At 65.1% G+C, this 16852-nt stretch carries 16 protein-coding genes and 1 pseudogene; 2 read left to right on the top strand and 15 right to left on the bottom strand.

Features of this window, described 5'->3' with window-relative positions; all coding sequences use genetic code 11:
• Positions 1-39 precede the first annotated feature (39 nt).
• From phoB to AKL29_RS30980, 13 genes are all read right to left on the bottom strand, one after another.
• Positions 40-750, bottom strand: coding sequence for a phosphate regulon transcriptional regulator PhoB (gene phoB / locus AKL29_RS31040; protein WP_016844067.1), 711 nt, complete (start codon positions 748-750; stop codon positions 40-42).
• A 129-nt stretch (positions 751-879) separates the two neighbouring features.
• The gene (gene phoU, locus AKL29_RS31035) at positions 880-1596 is read right to left on the bottom strand and encodes a phosphate signaling complex protein PhoU (protein WP_028333751.1); all 717 of its coding nucleotides are present in this window, start codon (positions 1594-1596) and stop codon (positions 880-882) included.
• A 106-nt stretch (positions 1597-1702) separates the two neighbouring features.
• The gene (pstB, locus tag AKL29_RS31030; RefSeq protein WP_016844065.1) at positions 1703-2521 is read right to left on the bottom strand and encodes a phosphate ABC transporter ATP-binding protein PstB; all 819 of its coding nucleotides are present in this window, start codon (positions 2519-2521) and stop codon (positions 1703-1705) included.
• The gene (gene pstA / locus AKL29_RS31025; protein ID WP_050386784.1) at positions 2518-3363 is read right to left on the bottom strand and encodes a phosphate ABC transporter permease PstA; all 846 of its coding nucleotides are present in this window, start codon (positions 3361-3363) and stop codon (positions 2518-2520) included. Before pstA ends, pstB begins: the two co-directional genes overlap by 4 nt.
• Positions 3364-3367: 4 nt before the next feature.
• Positions 3368-4357, bottom strand: coding sequence for a phosphate ABC transporter permease subunit PstC (gene pstC / locus AKL29_RS31020; RefSeq protein ID WP_016844063.1), 990 nt, complete (start codon positions 4355-4357; stop codon positions 3368-3370).
• A 229-nt stretch (positions 4358-4586) separates the two neighbouring features.
• Positions 4587-5597, bottom strand: coding sequence for a phosphate ABC transporter substrate-binding protein PstS (gene pstS / locus AKL29_RS31015; RefSeq protein ID WP_028333753.1), 1011 nt, complete (start codon positions 5595-5597; stop codon positions 4587-4589).
• 135 nt (positions 5598-5732) lie between these two features.
• On the bottom strand, positions 5733-7046 hold the full coding sequence (locus AKL29_RS31010; RefSeq protein WP_028333754.1) for an ATP-binding protein: 1314 nt from the start codon (positions 7044-7046) through the stop codon (positions 5733-5735).
• 84 nt (positions 7047-7130) lie between these two features.
• A complete protein-coding gene (locus tag AKL29_RS31005; RefSeq protein ID WP_026192163.1) occupies positions 7131-8186 on the bottom strand; it encodes a putative bifunctional lysylphosphatidylglycerol flippase/synthetase in 1056 nt (351 codons plus the stop codon).
• Positions 8187-8514: 328 nt separating this feature from the next.
• Positions 8515-8745: a SelT/SelW/SelH family protein gene (locus tag AKL29_RS31000; protein WP_028333755.1), complete on the bottom strand. Its 231-nt coding sequence runs from the start codon at positions 8743-8745 to the stop codon at positions 8515-8517.
• Between the two features lie 18 nt (positions 8746-8763).
• On the bottom strand, positions 8764-9672 hold the full coding sequence (locus AKL29_RS30995) for a haloalkane dehalogenase (protein WP_028333756.1): 909 nt from the start codon (positions 9670-9672) through the stop codon (positions 8764-8766).
• A complete protein-coding gene (locus AKL29_RS30990; RefSeq protein WP_028333757.1) occupies positions 9669-10259 on the bottom strand; it encodes a TetR/AcrR family transcriptional regulator in 591 nt (196 codons plus the stop codon). Before AKL29_RS30990 ends, AKL29_RS30995 begins: the two co-directional genes overlap by 4 nt.
• A gap of 108 nt (positions 10260-10367) precedes the next feature.
• Positions 10368-10664, bottom strand: a complete 297-nt coding sequence (locus AKL29_RS30985) for a hypothetical protein (protein ID WP_016844056.1) — start codon at positions 10662-10664, stop codon at positions 10368-10370.
• A gap of 2 nt (positions 10665-10666) precedes the next feature.
• Complete coding sequence (locus AKL29_RS30980) at positions 10667-12061, bottom strand: OmpA family protein (RefSeq protein WP_050386783.1); 1395 nt, start codon at positions 12059-12061, stop codon at positions 10667-10669.
• Between the two features lie 168 nt (positions 12062-12229).
• On the opposite strand from AKL29_RS30980, the gene AKL29_RS30975 reads away from it, so the two are divergent.
• Positions 12230-13288, top strand: a complete 1059-nt coding sequence (locus tag AKL29_RS30975) for a polysaccharide deacetylase family protein (RefSeq protein WP_050386782.1) — start codon at positions 12230-12232, stop codon at positions 13286-13288.
• Between the two features lie 254 nt (positions 13289-13542).
• Positions 13543-14343, top strand: coding sequence for an SDR family NAD(P)-dependent oxidoreductase (locus AKL29_RS30970; protein WP_050386786.1), 801 nt, complete (start codon positions 13543-13545; stop codon positions 14341-14343).
• Between the two features lie 246 nt (positions 14344-14589).
• On the opposite strand, the gene boxB is transcribed toward AKL29_RS30970, so the two are convergent.
• Positions 14590-16026, bottom strand: coding sequence for a benzoyl-CoA 2,3-epoxidase subunit BoxB (gene boxB / locus AKL29_RS30965; protein WP_050386785.1), 1437 nt, complete (start codon positions 16024-16026; stop codon positions 14590-14592).
• A gap of 21 nt (positions 16027-16047) precedes the next feature.
• Positions 16048-16852, bottom strand: a pseudogene (locus AKL29_RS45800) (2,3-epoxybenzoyl-CoA dihydrolase); the annotation flags it as partial.

Here is a 16852-nt window from a genome sequence, read left to right as displayed (position 1 = left end):
TGCCGGCTCCCGTGCGCAATTGCGCACTAGTTGTGGCCGTTACGGCTGCGGCTCGGCCTTGGCAAAGCGGTCGTCGAGCGCGTAGCCGGCGCCGCGCACGGTGCGGATCGGGTCCTGCTCGCGGCCGGGATTGAGCAGCTTGCGCAGACGGCCGATATGCACGTCGACGGTGCGCTCATCGATGTAGATGTCGCGGCCCCAGACGCTGTCGAGCAGTTGCTCGCGGCTGAACACGCGGCCGGGATGCTCGAGGAAGAATTCGAGCAGGCGATACTCGGTCGGCCCGAGATCGATCGGACGGCCCGAGCGCGCCACGCGGCGCTTCTCGCGGTCGAGCTCGATGTCGCCGTAGGTCAACACGGTCGCAAGCCGCTCCGGGCTGGCGCGGCGCAAGAGGCCCTTCACCCGCGCCAGCAGCTCCGGCACCGAGAACGGCTTGACGATGTAATCGTCGGCGCCGGTGGCAAGCCCGCGCACGCGCTCGCTTTCCTCGCCGCGCGCGGTCAGCATGATGATCGGAAGTTGCTTGGTCTCGGGCCGCGCCCGCAGGCGGCGGCACAGCTCGATGCCGGACAGGCCCGGCAGCATCCAGTCCAGCACCACGAGGTCGGGAACGCGCTCCTTCAGGCGGGTGTCGGCATCGTCGCCGCGCCCGACCGTCTCGACATCGTAGCCTTCCGCATCGAGATTGTAGCGCAACAGCGTCGTCAGCGCTTCCTCGTCTTCGACTACCAGAATGCGTGCGCTCATCGGTTTAAGTTCTTTCTCTGTGGTGATCCGTTGCCCAGACGCAAACCGAAACGCTTACTTCCTTGAGCATAGTCCCCGCGGAAACGAGTTGTCGAAGGACAATCCGGTTCCGCGCTTGCCGATCAAGCCTCAGCTGCCCGGCACCGTGGTGGCAAAAGTGGTCATGTCGCCCTTCGGGCGCTTGTCGGTGATCTGCTGGCCCTCGATCATGTAGAATACGGTCTCGGCGATATTGGTGGCGTGATCGCCGATCCGCTCGATGTTCTTGGCGCAGAACATCAGATGGATGCAGAACGAGATGTTGCGCGGATCTTCCATCATGTAGGTGAGCAGTTCGCGGAACAGCGAGGTGCAGATCGCATCGACCTCCTCGTCGCCCTTCCAGACGTTCATCGCCGCCGGCAGGTCGTGCGCGGCATAGGCGTCGAGCACCGACTTGACCTGCGACAGCACGAGGTCGGTCATGTGCTCGAGGCCGCGGATCAGCTTCAGCGGCTGGAAATCGCTCTCCAGCGCCGCGACGCGCTTGCCCATGTTCTTGGCGAGGTCGCCGATCCGCTCGAGGTCGGTGGCGACGCGCATCGCGCTGACGATCTCACGCAGGTCGATCGCCATCGGCTGGCGGCGCGCGATCGTCAGCACCGCGCGCTCTTCGATGTTGCGCTGCAGATTGTCGATCTCGATGTCGGCGGCGACCACGCGCTTGCCGAGCGCGACGTCGCGACGGATCAGCGCGTCGACCGACTCGGTAATCATCCGTTCGACTAGGCCGCCCATCTCGGCGACCAGGCGGGTCAACTCCTGCAGGTCGCTGTCGAATGCCTTGGCGGTATGTTCAGAAGCCATCGCTTGTCTCCCTCAACCATGGTCCCGGGGATCATGGTTTCGTGTCCTGAATTTTAGCATGACCTGATCGGAAAACCGGTTGCCACTTTTCCGGATCATGCGCCGGTCAACCGAACCGGCCGGTGATGTAGTCCTGGGTGCGCCGATCGCTCGGTGAGGTGAAGATCTTGTTGGTGTCGTCGAACTCGATCAGCTCGCCGAGATACATGAAGGCGGTCTTGTCGGAGACGCGCGCCGCCTGCTGCATGTTGTGGGTGACGATCGCGATCGTGTAGTCCTCGGAGAGCTCCTGGATCAGTTCCTCGACCTTGGCGGTCGAGATCGGGTCGAGCGCCGAGCACGGCTCGTCGAACAGGATCACCTCGGGACGCACCGCCACGGTGCGCGCGATGCACAGCCGCTGCTGCTGGCCGCCGGAGAGCGACAGGCCGGAGGCGTTCAGCTTGTCCTTGACCTCGTTCCACAGCGCGCCGCCGCGCAGCGCCTTCTCGACCCGGTCGTCCATCTCGGACTTCGAGATCTTCTCGTAGAGGCGGATGCCGAAGGCGATGTTCTCGTAGATCGTCATCGGGAACGGCGTCGGCTTCTGGAACACCATGCCGACCCGCGCGCGCAGCAAGTTGAGGTCGAGCTTGGGGTCGAGAATGTTGGTCTGGTCCAGCATCAGCTGGCCGACCGCGCGCTGGCCCGGATAGAGGTCGTACATCCGGTTGAAGATGCGCAGCAGGGTCGACTTGCCGCAGCCGGACGGGCCGATGAACGCCGTGACGCGGTTGGTGCCGAGCGTCAGGTTGATGTTCTTCAGCGCGTGGTGCTCGCCGTAATAGAAGTTGAGGTTGCGCACCGTGACTTTCGGCGGCGCTTCCGGCAGCGGAACCTGGGGAACGTGGCCCGCGGCAGTCGTGGAGACAGAAAGCTCGGTCATTTTGCGGCCCTTTCGGCACCAAGGATACGCGCGCCGATATTCAACGCGAGCACGGTGAATGTGATGAGCAGCGCACCGCTCCACGCCAGCTCTTTCCAGTAGGCGTAGGGGCTCTGCACGAAATTGTTGATGGTCACCGGCAGGTTGGCCATCGTCTTGGTCAGATCCAGGCTGAAGAACTGGTTCGACAGCGCGGTGAACAGCAGCGGCGCGGTCTCGCCGGCGACGCGGGCGGTCGCCAGCAGCACGCCGGTGATCAGACCCGATCGCGCCGCGCGATAAGCGATCCGCTTGATCACCAGCGAACGCGGCAGGCCGAGCGCGGAGGCGGCCTCGCGCAGCGGATTGGGCACCAAGAGCAGCATGTCCTCGGTGGTGCGCAGCACGACCGGGATCACGATCACCGCGAGCGCGAGGCTGCCTGCGATCGCCGAGAAGCCGCGCATCGGCACCACCACCGCACCATAGATGAACAGGCCGATGATGATCGAGGGCGCGCTGAGCAGGATGTCGTTGATGAAGCGGATCACCGAGGTCAGCTTGTCGTGCTTGCCGTATTCGGCGAGATAGGTACCGGCGAACAGGCCAAGCGGCGCGCCGATGCCGACGCCGATCACGGTCATGATGACCGAGCCGACAATGGCGTTGAGCAGGCCGCCTTCGGTCGAGCCGGGCGGCGGCGTGTTCTGGGTGAACAGCTGCACGCTGAGGCCGGCAAGGCCGTTATAGAGCAGCGTGATCAGGATCAGGGCCAGCCAGGTGACGCCGAACAGCGCGGCGCCGACGCAGAGTGCGCGGATGACGATGTCGCTGCGGCGGCGAGATTTGTAGATCGGGTTCATGGCGTTACTTCCCCGCCTTCTTTTCAAGCCGCATCAGCATCAGCCGCGCGCCGGCGAGCACGAAGAAGGTCAGCACGAACAGCAGCAAGCCGAGCAGGATCAGGCCGGACTGGTGCAGGCCGTCGCTCTCGGCGAATTCGCTGGCGATCGCCGCCGAGATCGTGGTGCCCGGCGCGAAGATCGACGACGAGATGCGGAACGAGTTGCCGATGATGAAGGTCACCGCCATGGTCTCGCCGAGGGCCCGGCCGAGTGCCAGCATGATGCCGCCGATCACGCCGACGCGGGTGTAGGGGATCACGACGCTGCGGACGACCTCCCAGGTTGTGCAGCCCATGCCGTAGGCGGCCTCCTTCAGCACCGGCGGCACGGTCTTGAACACGTCGACCGAGATCGCGGTGATGAAGGGCAGCACCATGATCGCAAGGATCAATGCAGCGTTGAACAGGCTGAGATAGGACGGCGGGCCGGCGAACACCGCGCCCAGCACCGGGACGCCCTCGAAGATCCGGATCATGAAAGGCTGGAACGTGTTGGCCAGGAACGGGCCGAGCACGAAGAAGCCCCACATGCCGTAGATGATGGAGGGGATACCGGCGAGCAGCTCGATCGCGATGCCGATCGGGCGGCGCAGCACTTGCGGGCAGAGCTCGGTGAGGAACACGGCGATGCCGATGCCGACCGGAATGGCGATCAGCATCGCGATCACCGAAGTGATCAGCGTGCCGTAGATCGGGCCGAGCGCGCCGAGCACCGGCGGATCGGCCGAGGGCGCCCAGCGCTGCGTCCAGAGGAAGGCGAAGCCGTATTCCTTCATCGCCGGCCAGGCGCCGACGATCAGCGACAGGATGATGCCGCCGAGGATCAACAGAACCGAAATCGCCGAGATGCGGGTGATCCAATAGAAGGTGAGGTCACCGAGCTTGAAGGCGCTGAGGGCCTTGGCGCGATCGTAAGGTCCCGCGGCTTCCATCACATCGCTCTGAACAGCCATGTCTGCCACGCCAATCCCCTCTTTAGTATGCAAAAGCCACGCAAACCGCTACGCCCCGAAGCGATCTTCACTGACGCATTTGGCCGGGCGTCGTCGTTCCAGCCACGCCCCTTGAGGCGCGAACCCCGGCCTCGATCCCGCGCTTGTTGCCGCGGTGATGGAGACCGGGTCTTGGTCGCTCGACCTGTGCCTCGATCGAGTCGGCACAGGTCCTGTCGCAGCGTCGGACTTAGCTCTTGATGTCCGACGACCAGGTCTTCTCGATCAGCTTGACGACCGAGTCCGGCATCGGGATGTAGTCGAGCTCTTCGGCCGCCTTGTCGCCCTTCTCGAAGGCGTATTTGAAGAACTTGAGCGCTTCCTGCGAGGCCGCCTTGTCGGTCGAGTCCTTGTGCATCAGGATGAAGGTCGCCGCGGTGATCGGCCAGGAGGCCTCGCCCGGCTGGTCGGTCAGGATCACGTAGTAGCCGGGAGCCTTGGCCCAGTCGGCATTCGAGGCGGCAGCCTGGAAGGCAGCCATGGTCGGCTGCACGGTCTTGCCGGCCTTGTTGACCAGCCCGGTGTAGGTCAGCTTGTTCTGCTTGGCGTAGGCATACTCGACATAGCCGATCGCATTCTTGGTCTGGCTGATGTTGCCGGCAACGCCTTCGTTGCCCTTGGCGCCGACGCCGACCGGCCATTCGACCGCGGTGCCGGAACCGACCTTGGACTTCCAGTCGGCGTTCGACTTGGAGAGATAGTCGGTGAAGTTGAAGGTGGTGCCCGAACCATCCGAACGGCGCACGACGGTGATCGCATCGCCCGGCAGGGTCAGCTTCGGATTGAGCTTGGCGATCGCCGCGTCATTCCACTTGGTGATCTTGCCGAGATAGATGTCGCCGAGCACCTCGCCCGACAGGACCAGGTCACCCGGTTTGATGCCTTCGAGGTTCACGACCGGGACTATCGCGCCCATTACCATCGGCCACTGCACGAGACCGTCCTTCTCGAGCTGCTCGTGCTTGAGCGGCGCGTCGGTGGCGCCGAAGGTCACGGTCTTGGCCTGGATCTGCTTGATGCCGGCGCCGGAGCCGATCGACTGGTAGTTCAGACCGTTGCCGGTCTCCTTCTTGTATGCGTCAGCCCACTTCGAATAGATCGGGAACGGAAACGTCGCGCCCGCGCCGGTAATATCGGCAGCGAAGGCCGACGTCGAAGCGGCGATCATGCCGGCTGCGACGATTGCTTTGATGAAATTCATGGGTGGTCTCCATCCTGTGAGCGAAGCGCCGAATGCGCCCGATCGCGCTCACGCCGGTCCATCTAGGAGCGGTCGGTGCTGCTTTTACGAAGGTTGGATGACAGTTGGATGACAGCGCTAAGCTTCTGAAAACGCTTAACTTTGAGTTGGTAACGGGGTCTTCGGCCGGGGAAAACAGGCGGTAAAAGTGGCGCCATTCCTCGGCACGCTCTCGATCAAAAGACGCCCGCGATGACGGTTAAGAATATGTTTCACCAGCGATAATCCGAGGCCCGTTCCGCCCTGGTTGCGGCTGTCGCCGACGTCGACCCGGTAGAAGCGCTCGGTCAGCCGCGGCAGGTGCTCCGGGGCGATGCCGGGGCCGAAATCCCGTACCATGACACGGATTTCGGGAGCCCCCTCGCCCGATGCGCCCGAAACGGCCTGATTCAGCGACACTATGACGCGGCCCCCGGAGGCGCCGTATTTGAGGGCGTTCTCGATCAGGTTCTCGAACAGGCGGAGCAGTTCCTCGCGGTCGCCGGCGATCATGACCGGAGCCTGAGGCAGGTCGACCTCGATCTCGACCTGGCGCTCGCTGGCCAGCGCCTCGAGCCCGTCGGCGACCTGGCGGATGATCGGCACGATGTCGATCGAGGCCTCGGGCCGCACATGGGCCGACAGCTCGACCCGCGACAGCGACAGCAAATCGTCGATCAGCCGCGCCATGCGGGTCGCCTGGGTGTGCATGATGCCGAGGAAGCGCTCGCGCGCCCGCGCGTCCTCGCGTGCCGGCCCCTGCAGCGTGTCGATGAAGCCGGACAAGGCGGCGAGCGGCGTGCGCAGTTCGTGGCTGGCATTGGCGACGAAGTCGGCGCGCATCTCCTCGACCCGGCGCAGCGGCGTCAGGTCGTGGAAGGTCATCAGCATGCACTTCTCGGTGCCGCCGAACTGGGTCGGCACCGGCACCGGCGTGATCACCAGTTCCATCCAGCGATCGACCGGAACGTGGTCGGTGTAGGTGGCGCGGCGCGGCTCGGTGGTCGCGATCGCCTCGCGCAGCGCGGTGATGATCTCCGGCGAACGCAGGGCAAATTGCGCCAGTTCGTTCTTGCGCAGCGCCGGCGCGAGCTGCGCCGCGGCGGCGTTGAGATGGATGACGCGGCCGGCGCGATCGAGCAGCACGGCCGGATCCGGCATGCCGGCGACGACCGCGCTGACGGCGGCGGCCTCGACCGGATTGACGCCGCGGACATCCTCGCGCGAGGTTCCGGCATCATGCAGCCGCCACGGCACCAGCGCCGCGGCCGCGATGCAGACGAACACGGCGCAGGCGCGCACCAGCGACAACTCGCCGAGCGCGACCACCACGCTCAAGGCCAGCGCTGCGGCAAGCAGGATCAGCGCGGAATGGCGCAACCGGTCGGGCCAGGGCGAGAAGATGGAGGAATGCGAATCGTCAATTGCCATCGCGGCGGCTTTCATCCCGTCGGTTCATGTCTCGCCCAGGCGCGGTCACATCGACCTTCCCTCGGGAGGCATCGGGCCGCTTCATCAGACCCCGGAGTCACCGCGCTTGCGAACCAGAACCGCCTCATGGTGCGGCTCGGCGCGGGGACCCGAATCAGCCTGCGGCAGCCGTTTGAGTCGGGCGCCGACGATAACCTCCCGAAACGTCAGCAAGATTACAGATATGACGAAGGGCGCAATATAGTAGAGGAGCCGGAACAGCAGCATACCGCCGAGCAGGTCCTCGCGGTCCATCTGCCAGAGGCCGACCAGCATGGCGGCGTCGAACACCCCGAGGCCGCCGGGGGAGTGGCTGGCGAAGCCGAGCAGGGTCGCCGACACGAAGATGACCGCGACCACGACGAAGCCGAGATTTGGCTCGTCCGGCACCAGCACGTACATCGCCAGCGCGCAGAAGCCGAGGTCGAGGATGCCGATCGCGATCTGCAGCAGCGTCAGCGGGCCGCCCGGCAGGGTCACCGTCCAGGGGCCGCGGCCGACCACCCGCGGCTGGGTCCAGACCCAGACCACATAGGCGACCAGCGCGGTGATGATCGCGAATGCCAGCGCCCGGTTGAGCCAGGGCGGCAACTGGTCGATGTTGGCGGCGGCCTCGGGGTGGTAGGCGATGCCGAGCCCGAGCACCGCGGCATTGCCGAGCCAGAAGGTGAGCCCGGCGAGAAAGCAGATCTTGGCGACGTCGATCGCGTTCAGCCCCCACGCCGAATAGATCCGGTAACGCACCGCGCCGCCGGTGAAGACGCTGGCGCCGACATTGTGGCCGATCGAATAGGAGGTGAAGGCCGCGAGCGCGTTGATGCGATAGGGCACATGGGCGTGGCCGATCGCGCGCACCGCGAACAGATCGTAGAAGGTCAACGTGAAGTAGCCCGCCGCGACGAACAGTCCCGCCAGGGCAATCTGCCGCGGCTCGGTGCTCTTGATGGCCTCGAGCACCTCGTTGGTGTCGATGCCGCGCAGCATGTGATACAGGACGTAGCAGGCGATGCCGATGACGGCGATGCTGATGACAACACCCAGCCGATGCAGGATTTGCTTCTGGCGCAGAAACGCCATCGCCCTGCGTATTGCTTCCAGCATCTAGACCTCGAATTGCGATCCCGCGACGACGGCTCCCGGGCGAACTTCGCCGGCGCTTCGCTGTGCCCTGGCCCGTGTAGCGCGTTTTAAACCGGAGTGGAATTCGTCAAAAGACAATAAAACGCGCATCTTCAAGATATTAGGGATGATTCATGACAGCGGATGCACAAATATGCGCGTTTCCCGCCGCCTTCGACAAGACTTGACATGCGCGTGCGGCAGTTAGCCCGCCGAACAGCCCGCAAGGCCATCCGGAAAACTACGGTGAAGCACCGGCACGGCCGAATAGAGAATGATCTTCCGTACCCGCCGAGAGGCGCTCCGCTGATCAGCAATCCCGCGCCGCCGTGACCGCGGCGACGATCTCGGCGGCATCGGGAAAATGTCCCTTGGCGCGCCTGGCGACAACCTCGTCGCCAAGCTTGACCTCGAAGATGCCGCCCTTGCCGGGGATCAGCGTCGCATCGACGCCAAGGCGCTCGCGCAACAGCGCCGCGGCCTCTTTGGCACGCTTCTCATAGCCGCACGGGCGGCAATAGGTGATCGAGACATTCCTCATGTCACGCCCTCCGTGCACTCATGCGGCGTGGCGCTGCGCGGAGGCGGCCTCGACGCCGGCGATCCAGCCGGCCACAGAACGGCCGATCGCCTCCGGATGATCCTCCTGCAGATAGTGCGCGCCCGCGCCGAGTTGAATGACCGCGCAATGCTTGAGCGTCCTGGCGAATTCGGCGGCAAAGGCCGGTGACACCAGTGCCCCGGGCGACCCCGCAAACAGCAGCTTCGGATAGGTCGATGTCGCGAGCGCCGCATGCGCCACCGTGAGCGCCTCCGCGACATCGGCCGGCTCGCCGGCGATCGGCAGCTCGCGCGGCAGCATCAAGGTCGGCTTGCGGCTTTCTCGCGTCGCAAACGGCGCGCGGTAGGCGGCCATCTCCTCCTCGCTGAGCGTGCGCAGGATCGAGCCGGGCAGCACGCGTTCGACAAACGCATTGTTGTCGAGGATCATCGCTTCGCCCTCGCCCGGCGTGCGGAATTTCCGGAACGTCTCCCGCGCGGCGTCGTGCTGGTGGAAGTCCGACCAATCGCGCATTGGGCGGATGAACTCCATGAAGGCGAGCCCGCGCACCAGTTGCGGACGGCGTGCCGCGAGGTGGAAGGCGAGCGCCGTGCCCCAATCCTGGGCGACTAGATAGGCCGAGGCGATGCCGAGCTCGTCGATCAGCGCGTCGAGATAGTCCGCCTGGTCGAAGAAGCGATAGCCGATGTCGGGCTTGCCGGACTGGCCGTAGCCGATCAGGTCGGGCGCGATGCAGTGCCCGACGGGGGCGACCAGCGGCATGATGTTGCGCCAGATGTAGGATGACGTCGGATTGCCGTGCAGGAACAGCACATGCGGCGCGTCACTGCGGCGGGTCTCGCGATAGGTCATCGTGCTCTCGAGCACAGCGCGATGATGCAGGCTGATATCGGCGGATATGATCATGGCAACTCCTTGAACACGGTTTGGAATGCGATCGTCTTGAAACGCGTCAGCGCAGCTTCGCTGCGTTCGACCTTCATGCGCAGCATCGCGCCCTGCCAGGATGCGAGCAGAAAATCGGCCAATTGATCGGGATCGAAGTCGGAGGCGATCTCGCCTGTGGCCTGAGCCTCGGCGATGCAGGCCGCAAACGGCGCGCGCCATTCCCGGAAGATGTCGTCGAGCTGCTCGCGCAGCACCTCGCTCGAGCCCGACGCCTCGAGGCTGAAATCGCCGATCAGGCAACCGCGGGTGAAGCCGTCATGCGCGAGCTTGCCGGTGATCAGATCGAGGTAGCTTCTCAGCCTCTCGCGCGGCGTCAGCGTCAGGTCGCCCAGCGCCTCGGCGACGAGGCCGCGCACATAGAGGAAGTAGCGGTCCAGCACCTCGGACGCGAACAGCTCCTTCGAGCGGAAATGGTTGGTGAAGGAGCCCTGCGGCGCGCCGGCGGCGGCGGTGACGTCGCGCACGCTGGTGCCATGATAGCCAGTCCGGAACATTTCCTTCAGGCCGGCGTCGAGGATGGCATCGCGAAGAGAGGGTTTTGGCATGACCGCGACTTAATACGTACGTACGTATTAATGTCAAGCCCTAAGAAGAATGCGGCTCGCCTTGCGCTTGGCGACGCCGCTCAGGCCTGCCGGATCAAGAGGTTGAGGTCAGCTCGCGGGCTTGCTGCGCGAAACCACCCAGTCGCGCAGCCAGGAGCCGATCGCGCAGCCGACGAGATAGAGCGCGAACATGACCAGGAAGAGGTCGAGCCAGTAGCCGAACCGGCCGGGCACGATCCGCGCGAACGACGTCGCCACCAGCGCGGCAGCGAGCAGCGCCAGCCAGCGCATCCAGACCTTCGAGACGCCCTGCGCCCGATGCACCACCGCGATCCAGCCCATGCAAAAGCCGAGCAGCGCCGCGCCGAGCAGCCAACCCCAGAAGAATGTCGCGAGCACGGTCATCGCTACTTCACCACGAATTCGATGCGGCGGTTCTGCGCCTTGCCGTCTTCACTCTCGTTGCCGGCGAGCGGCTGCGTGCTGCCATAGCCGATCGGCGTGAAGCGGTTGGCGGGCAGCCCGGCGCGCACGAGGTATTCCACCACGGCCTGCGCGCGCCGCTCCGACAGCGCCTGGTTGGCGGCCTCCTCGCCGTCGCTGTCGGTATGGCCGGCGATCTCGATCGTCGCATTGGGGCAGCGCAACGCGGTCTCGATCAGGCGGTCGAGCAGGCCGGCGGAATCCGGCACGATGTCGGCCTTCCCCGACTCGAAGCGGATCTTGCCCTTCGAGAGGATTTCGGAAAACAGCTGCTGGCACACCGTGGGATCGACCGGGGCAGCCGCCGGCTTGACCGTGACCTCGGCCTTGTACTGCCAGCCCTGCGGAAAATCCTTGCCGAGCCCGTCGCGGATCTGGCCGGCGGCGGCATCGTAGAGCGCATCGCCCGACAGCTTCACCTCGCGGTCCGATACCACCAGCGTTCCGGTCGACAGCCGCGACAGCGCGCCGAGCGCGGGCACCACCGCGGCCGCGAAACCCGACGGCGCGCCGATGCTGGCCTTGAGATTGTCGACCACCTTCTCGCTGAAGAACTTGCGGCCGGCGGCGGCGACCAGCGCGGCGTGCACGTTGTTGTCGGGGACGTAGCCGGTCAGCGTCAGCGTCACCGCGACCGGGTCCTTGTAGGCCTGGAACACGTAAGGCGGCGCCTTGATGTCGTTGGCGGCGATCGAATAGCCTTCCGGCAGGTTCTTCAGCGCCGCGGCGACCGCTTCGCGTCCGCCGAGCTCGCGCGCCATGCCGGCGAGATTGACCTTGTTGTCGGTCAGCGTGATCTTGCCTTCCTTCAGCTTGCCGATCTGGTCGAGCAACAGCAGCGCCGCCGCGTCGAACCGCAGCGGCGCGCCGCGGGCGAGCACCATCTGATCCACCACCTCGACGCCGCCGAGACCGGCCTTCGCGGCCTCGGTCAACTTGCCCTTGCTCGACGGCAGCGGCGCATTGCCACCAAGCGTGACCCGCACCACGTCGCGTTCCGCGGACCAGACAAAGGGCTTGGCTTCGGGAACAAGGCGGGTCTCGTCGTTCACCAGCCGCACGCCGGGCACGGCTTCGACCGACGCCACCGCGCTGAGGCGGCCGTCTTCGGAGAAGGCGTTGGCCGCGAACCTCACATCGCGGCCGTCGACGCTGATGCGGCGCTTGTCGAGGACGGTATCCTTGAGTGCGGCATTAGAGCGCGCGGCAAGGTCCGCTTCGACCGTTGCAGTGCTGGTCCAGGCCGCAAGACCCCAAAGCACGACCAGTGGAATCACCCCCGGCCACCACTTGCCACTCCACTTGAAAAGTCCGTGCATTCAGCGTCCTGCGGGTCGGGAACCAGAGAGAAATCAAACCCTTGGCTGACTGTCAAACCCCAAATGACGCGCCATGGCGGGGGCGCCATGTCGGACCGGGATAACAGTTTCTTCAGTGGTCTTTCGCTAAGTTTGCCGCGGAATGCAAATCGGCCGGCCCGCGCCCTCATGAAACAACTCCGCAATACCGTGATCCGTGCCGGCATGGAGGCGTTGTATTTCTCGGGTGCGCACATCCTGCTGCGGCCGATCTTCGCCGGCGTCGGCGCCATCTTCATGCTGCACCACGTCCGCCCGCGGCGCGGCGACACGTTCCAGCCGAACCATCATCTCGAGGTCACGCCGGACTTCCTGCGCGCGATGCTGACGCATCTGCGCGCGCTCGACGTCGACGTGATCAGCATCGACGAGGCGCATCGTCGTCTCGCCGAACGGAATTTCGCACGGCGCTTCGCCTGCTTTACCTTCGACGACGGCTATCGCGACAATCGCGATTTCGCGCTGCCTGTGATGCGCGAGTTCGGCGCCCCGTTCACGGTCTATGTCGCGAGCGATTTCGCCGAGGGCTGCGGCAGATTGTGGTGGATCGCGCTGGAGCGGGTGATCGCGGCGGCGTCCGCGATCGAGGTGCCGATCGACGGCACCATGACGCGGATCGACACCGCGACACCGCAGGCCAAGCGTACTGCCTTCGGCCGCATCCACGACTGGCTGCGTTCACTGCCCGGCGAGCAGGAGATGCAGGCCGAGATATCAGCGCTGTGCGCCCGTCACGGCGTCGACGAGACCGGCATCGCGCGCGAGCTCTGCATGTCATGGGACGAGTTGCGCGGCTTCGCCGACGACCCGCTGGTGACGATCGGCGCGCACACCATCACCCATTGCAATCTCGCCAAGCAGAGCGAGACCATCGCGTCGTTCGAGCTCGCGACCAGCCGGGCGCGAATCGAGGATGCGTTGCAGCGGCCGGCATTGCATCTCGCTTATCCCTATGGCGACCGGATCGCCGCCGGGCAGCGTGAATTCGCCCTCGCCCGGTCGATCGGCTTCCGGACCGCGGTGACGACGCGGCCGGGCATGCTGTTTCCCGAAAGCGCCGACCATTTGACCGCCTTGCAGCGGGTCTCACTGAACGGCAATTACCAGGACGCGCGCCTGCTGCCGGTGCTGACATCAGGCGCCGCCACCGCGGTGTGGAACGGCTTTCGCCGCATCGACGCGGCGTGATGCGCGCGGAGGATACCGCCGCGGATTTTCAGTCTTCTCCTTCCCCCTGAAAGGGGGAAGGTCGCGATGGGGGTCCGGCCACAGACGACGGCGTCTGTGGAGAGAGCAGATCCCCACCCGCCTTGCTCTGCGAGCAAAGCGACCTCCCTTTTCAAGGGGAGGTGGCAAGCCATGCTCCCACTTGCGCCTTCGAGCTCTCCTTGACTCGTTCCCCGGCCGCGCCCAGAACCAGTGGCAACGCAATGGAGGAGCGCATGTTCAAGGATCTGTTTTCGCTGAAGGGCCGCGTCGCATTGGTGACCGGGGGGTCGCGCGGCATCGGCAAGATGATCGCGGCCGGCTTCCTCGCGCAGGGGGCCGCCAGGGTCTACATCACGGCGCGCAAGGCCGGTCCCTGCGAGGCGACCGCCCAGGAGCTGTCCGCCGCCTATGACGGCGAGTGCATCGCGCTGCCGATCGACATCTCGACCGTCGAGGGCTGCGACAAGCTCGCGGGCGAGATCATCAAGCGCGAGCCGAAGCTCGACATCCTCGTCAACAATGCCGGCGCGGCCTGGGGCGCGGATTTCGACGAATTTCCGGAGAGCGGCTGGGACAAGGTGATGAACCTCAACGTCAAGTCGATCTTCTTCCTGACCAAGGCGCTGGCCAAGCCACTGCGCGCAGCGGCGACGCACGACAAGCCGGGCAAGGTGATCAACATCGCCTCGATCGACGGCATCTTCGTCAACCCGATGGAGACCTATTCCTATGCCGCAAGCAAGGCTGCGGTGATCCACCTGACGCGCCGCATGGCGACCCGCCTGATCAAGGACAACATCAACGTCACCGCGATCGCACCCGGCGCCTTCAAATCGGACATGAACCGCGCCGCGCGCGACCACGCCGGCGAGGTCGCCAAGCGCGTGCCGGCGAAGCGCGTCGGCACCGACGAGGATATGGCGGGTACCGCGATCTATCTCGCCTCGCGCGCCGGCGACTATGTCGTGGGCAACACCATCGCGGTCGACGGCGGCGTGGTCTATGCGACCGCGGGGCTGGAGATCGCGGGCTAGCACGGTATCGCGACGATCGACTTTGGGCGCCATTCTATCGCTGTCATGCCCCGGCTCGACCGGGGCATCCAGTACGCCGGCCTCTCAATCCTGCTCGGCAGTCTCTGGAATACTGAATCACCCGCTTTCGCTTTCGCGGGTGATGACGGAATGAGCGCACGACGCAAAAGAAAAGGGGCAAGCCAGGACCTTCTCGGCTTACCCCTTTTCGGCCCCTCCGGGAGGAGAGGAACTGTTAGCTCGCCCTCAGCTCTCAATCCTCACATACTCGAAGTCCCCCGGCTTGTTGTCGATGCCGACCTTGGGCGGCGAGATCCAGGAGGCGAACTGGCCGGGTTCTGTCACCGGCTTCATCAGCGAGGCGATGAAATCGCCGTCCGCGGTCGACGGCAGCCAGTCGTTCTTGCGCTTGGCCCAGGTGGCGTCGTCGATCAGGAGGCCATCGGGCGTCGCATGGACGTCCTTGAACTCGCCGATCTGGCGGTGGAAGGCGGTGTTCGGCACCGCTAGCTTGTAGTCGATGCCGGCGGTCGAGATCACCTTGTTCCAGCGCAGCATGCCCTTGACGCAATCCTGCGTGTAGTCGTCGCGCAGCCTCATGTTGAGCGCGGTCAGCGCCGGCTCGTCGACCATCTTGATCTGGCCGTCCACCATCTTCATGACCGGATAGGTCGAGCTCTTGAGCTGGTGGTCGTCGTCGATCGTGGTTTCCTTGTAGCGGCCCTTGATGCCGGCATTGAAGGCATTGGCCGCGTTGGTCGACACTTCCGAGCCGAACAGGTCGAGCGACAGCGAATAGTGCAGGTTCAGCTTCTTCTGGATGGTCGGCAGGTCGATCACGCCAAGCGCGCGGATCCTGGCGATGTCGTTCGGATCGGTGATGCCGGCTTCCTTCATCGCATCGCAGGTGCGCTGCACGACGCGGGTGATGCCGGTCTCGCCGACGAACATGTGGTGGGCTTCCTCGGTCAGCATGAAGCGGCAGGTGCGCGAAAGCGGATCGAAGCCCGACTGCGCCAGCGAGTGCAGCTGCATCTTGCCGTCGCGGTCGGTGAAGTAGGTGAACATGAAGAACGACAGCCAGTCTGGCGTCGCCTCGTTGAAGGCGCCGAGCATGCGCGGAGAATCCGCATCCCCCGAGCGGCGGCGCAACAAATCGTCCGCCTCCTCGCGGCCGTCGCGGCCGAAATACTTCTGCAGCAGATAGACCATCGCCCAGAGATGGCGGCCTTCCTCTACATTGACCTGGAACAGGTTGCGCATGTCGTAGAGCGACGGCGCGGTCTTGCCGAGATGGCGCTGCTGCTCGACCGAGGCCGGCTCGGTGTCGCCCTGGATCACGATCAGGCGGCGCAGCATCGCGCGATGCTCGCCGGGGACTTCCTGCCAGGCCGGCTTGCCATAGTCCTCGCCGAACGGGATGACGCGGTTCTCTTCCTGCGGCGCAAGCAGGATGCCCCAGCGATATTCGGGCATCCGCACGTAGTCGAACTTGGCCCAGCCGCGCGGATCGACCGAATAGGCGGTGCGCAGATAGACCAGCGATTCCTGGAAGCCGTCTGGCCCCATGTCGCTCCACCAGTCCATGTAGCCGGGGTGCCAGCCCTCCAGCGCCTTGAGCACCTGGCGGTCCTCGGCGAGATTCACGTTGTTCGGAATCTTGGTCGAGTAATCGACGTTCATGATGTTCATGGCCGTGCTCCCTTAAACTCGCGTCATGTCGAATTGCGCCTTCTGGCCGGTGCCGTAGCGGCGCAGCGCGCCGTCCTCACCGACCGCGTTCGGCCGCTGGAAGATCCAGTTCTGCCACGCCGTGAGGCGGGAGAAGATCTTCGATTCCATGGTCTCGGGACCGACGAAGCGAAGATTGGCTTCCATACCGGTGAGGCCGTCGGGCGAGAACGAGGTGCGCTCCTCGAAGAACACGCGGACCTCGTCGTCCCAGTCGATGTCGTCGAGCGCGAAGGTGACGAGGCCGAGCTCTTCGGCCTCCTCCGCGTCGAGCGCCTTGCCGATCGAGCCTTGCGCGCGCTCGATATCCGACGGATCGGCCTGGAAGCGCGATTGCAGCCGGGTCAGGCCGTGGCTCATCGGATAGGGCCCGAAATTCATCGCCGTCAGCTCGATCGCCGGCGGTGGGCGGTTGTCGCCCTGCTTCTGGCCGATCAGCATGTAGGAGCGGTCGGCGGCGAACACGAGCTCGGCCAGCGTGCCGACAAAGCAGGAGCCGGGCTCGACCAGCGTCACCAGCGTGCGTGATGTGACGTCGATGCGCTTGAGCACGCGCTTCCAGTAATGCCTGACCTCGTTGACCAGCCAGTGCGCCTTGTTGGCCTCCAGGAACGCGTCATAGGACACGACATTGGCGCGGTCGCCGTGGCTCTTGAACACCAGCATCGCGATCTCGAGCTCGTTGATACGCAGATGCAGGATCGCGTCGTCGAGTTCGCGGGCGACCTGCAGCGGCCAGAACGCAGCGCCCTGCGCGATCATGCCGTCGATATCGGCG

The sequence above is a fragment of the Bradyrhizobium pachyrhizi genome, from assembly GCF_001189245.1.
Lineage (GTDB): Bacteria > Pseudomonadota > Alphaproteobacteria > Rhizobiales > Xanthobacteraceae > Bradyrhizobium > Bradyrhizobium pachyrhizi.
The sequence above is the reverse complement of the archived record's forward strand: the minus strand, read 5'-3'. Positions and strand labels throughout refer to the sequence as shown.

What these genes read in the sequence shown, in the direction of transcription:
- phoB (WP_016844067.1), bottom strand. Translation starts at nt 750, where the DNA reads ATGAGCGCACGCATTCTGGTAGTCGAAGACGAGGAAGCGCTGACGACG.
- phoU (WP_028333751.1), bottom strand. Translation starts at nt 1,596, where the DNA reads ATGGCTTCTGAACATACCGCCAAGGCATTCGACAGCGACCTGCAGGAG.
- pstB (WP_016844065.1), bottom strand. Translation starts at nt 2,521, where the DNA reads ATGACCGAGCTTTCTGTCTCCACGACTGCCGCGGGCCACGTTCCCCAG.
- pstA (WP_050386784.1), bottom strand. Translation starts at nt 3,363, where the DNA reads ATGAACCCGATCTACAAATCTCGCCGCCGCAGCGACATCGTCATCCGC.
- pstC (WP_016844063.1), bottom strand. Translation starts at nt 4,357, where the DNA reads ATGGCTGTTCAGAGCGATGTGATGGAAGCCGCGGGACCTTACGATCGC.
- pstS (WP_028333753.1), bottom strand. Translation starts at nt 5,597, where the DNA reads ATGAATTTCATCAAAGCAATCGTCGCAGCCGGCATGATCGCCGCTTCG.
- AKL29_RS31010 (WP_028333754.1), bottom strand. Translation starts at nt 7,046, where the DNA reads ATGGCAATTGACGATTCGCATTCCTCCATCTTCTCGCCCTGGCCCGAC.
- AKL29_RS31005 (WP_026192163.1), bottom strand. Translation starts at nt 8,186, where the DNA reads ATGCTGGAAGCAATACGCAGGGCGATGGCGTTTCTGCGCCAGAAGCAA.
- AKL29_RS31000 (WP_028333755.1), bottom strand. Translation starts at nt 8,745, where the DNA reads ATGAGGAATGTCTCGATCACCTATTGCCGCCCGTGCGGCTATGAGAAG.
- AKL29_RS30995 (WP_028333756.1), bottom strand. Translation starts at nt 9,672, where the DNA reads ATGATCATATCCGCCGATATCAGCCTGCATCATCGCGCTGTGCTCGAG.
- AKL29_RS30990 (WP_028333757.1), bottom strand. Translation starts at nt 10,259, where the DNA reads ATGCCAAAACCCTCTCTTCGCGATGCCATCCTCGACGCCGGCCTGAAG.
- AKL29_RS30985 (WP_016844056.1), bottom strand. Translation starts at nt 10,664, where the DNA reads ATGACCGTGCTCGCGACATTCTTCTGGGGTTGGCTGCTCGGCGCGGCG.
- AKL29_RS30980 (WP_050386783.1), bottom strand. Translation starts at nt 12,061, where the DNA reads ATGCACGGACTTTTCAAGTGGAGTGGCAAGTGGTGGCCGGGGGTGATT.
- AKL29_RS30975 (WP_050386782.1), top strand. Translation starts at nt 12,230, where the DNA reads ATGAAACAACTCCGCAATACCGTGATCCGTGCCGGCATGGAGGCGTTG.
- AKL29_RS30970 (WP_050386786.1), top strand. Translation starts at nt 13,543, where the DNA reads ATGTTCAAGGATCTGTTTTCGCTGAAGGGCCGCGTCGCATTGGTGACC.
- boxB (WP_050386785.1), bottom strand. Translation starts at nt 16,026, where the DNA reads ATGAACGTCGATTACTCGACCAAGATTCCGAACAACGTGAATCTCGCC.